Source organism: Synechococcus sp. H55.8, from assembly GCF_047462375.1.
Taxonomy (GTDB): domain Bacteria; phylum Cyanobacteriota; class Cyanobacteriia; order Thermostichales; family Thermostichaceae; genus Thermostichus.
This window is the reverse complement of the sequence record NZ_JANSJC010000055.1, coordinates 1-1,262: the sequence shown is the minus strand read 5'-3', so window position 1 is coordinate 1,262 and position 1,262 is coordinate 1. Positions and strand designations below refer to the sequence as shown.

3 protein-coding genes are annotated in these 1,262 nt (G+C 48.8%); 2 read left to right on the top strand and 1 reads right to left on the bottom strand.

Translation table 11 applies throughout. The annotated features are described in order from the left end of the window. Nucleotides 1–361 precede the first annotated feature (361 nt). Together NW862_RS12730 and NW862_RS12725 are read left to right on the top strand one after the other, a co-directional pair. Entirely contained in the window at nt 362–598 is a 237-nt protein-coding gene (locus NW862_RS12730; RefSeq protein ID WP_414336207.1) for a type II toxin-antitoxin system Phd/YefM family antitoxin, read from the top strand. Beyond that, complete coding sequence (locus NW862_RS12725) at nt 595–978, top strand: type II toxin-antitoxin system VapC family toxin (RefSeq protein ID WP_414336209.1); 384 nt, start codon at nt 595–597, stop codon at nt 976–978. Before NW862_RS12730 ends, NW862_RS12725 begins: the two co-directional genes overlap by 4 nt. A 75-nt stretch (nt 979–1,053) precedes the next feature. On the opposite strand, the gene NW862_RS12720 is transcribed toward NW862_RS12725, so the two are convergent. Further along, nucleotides 1,054–1,262, bottom strand: a 209-nt coding sequence (locus tag NW862_RS12720; RefSeq protein ID WP_414427248.1) for a universal stress protein, incomplete at its 5' end; no start/stop codon positions are given.

The following is a 1,262-nucleotide window of genomic DNA, read 5'->3' as shown; positions in this document are numbered from 1 at the left end:
AAAAAAGCTCCGGAGATGCTGCGGGCCCCCTCGTAGGTGGCGTCGGCGCAGAGGCTGACGATCCCCAGCAAAACAATAAAGCGCCACGCAGAAGGGAAATCGGACATAAGCAGCTCCTCGGCGTTGAGTCAGATCTAGGCTATTGCTGTTGATGCGGAACATGGTGTAGTACCTGGTACTCTAAGGTAGGCGGCTGAGGAGCGAGGTTTTGACTTCGATGGGGAGGCTTGCATCTTTGCTGAAGGACAAATCAAGCCAGTTAGTCAAGGATTTTTACCCAGATGGCTTCAGGTGATCGAGTTTTGAGAGATTGCTTGCCCATTGAGTATCTTGAGTATAGTGAGTTAGATGAGCTAAGTCGATGTCAATTGTAACTGTTGATGAAATTCAACGTGATCCCCTAAAGTACCTTCATCAAGTGGAGACGGGTAAAACTCTTGTCATTGTTAAGTCGGGCAAGCCTATCGCTGAGCTCAGACCTATCTCCAGTAGTCAGCGGTTACGCCCGTTTGGTCTGTGTGCGGGTGAATTTGTCGTTCCAGATGATTTCGACGCTCCTTTGCCAGAAGATGTTCTCAACGCATTTGAGAGCCAATGAGAATTCTTCTAGATACACATATCTTTTTATGGTTTATCAGCGGTAGCAATCGACTTTCAGAGCATCTTCGAGACGCAATTCGCGATGCAAACAATCAGGTTTACCTGAGCGTAATCTCAATCTGGGAAGCCACTGTTAAACACCAGTTGGGCAAGCTACCTTTGCCGGAGCATCCTGCAACTTACTTACCCAAACAAAGAAACCTACATCAAATTGCCAGTCTTGACCTTGATGAGGATAGTGTAGCTCAACTAGCTAAGCTTCCGCTACTACACCGGGATCCGTTCGACAGAATCCTTATCTGCCAAGCTCTACAAAATGGATTGACCATTGCAACAGTAGATGCAGCCATTCGCGCCTACCCGGTCGATACTATGTAGTATTGCAGCTATTCCAATGAGATTGCGAATCAATGAACCTAAATAGAGAACTCAGCCAGAGAAAAAGGAGGATCCTCAGCTTTTTTCGCCTTCGAGAATGGGGATCCCTCTCTTTCCAAAATCCTCTTCCTCTACCAAAATCACCGGAATGGAGCTGGTCTCCAACACTGCTTGGGAAGTGGATCCCACCAACACTTGCTCCCAGGGGCGGTGGCCCCGCTTGCCCATGACTATGTCGGTAACCTGCCGCTCCTGGGCCACATCCACGATGGTCTCCGCCAGGG

Excerpts from the sequence above, each read along its gene's own strand:
- NW862_RS12725 (WP_414336209.1), top strand. The coding sequence starts at position 595 with ATGAGAATTCTTCTAGATACACATATCTTTTTATGGTTTATCAGCGGT.
- NW862_RS12730 (WP_414336207.1), top strand. The coding sequence starts at position 362 with ATGTCAATTGTAACTGTTGATGAAATTCAACGTGATCCCCTAAAGTAC.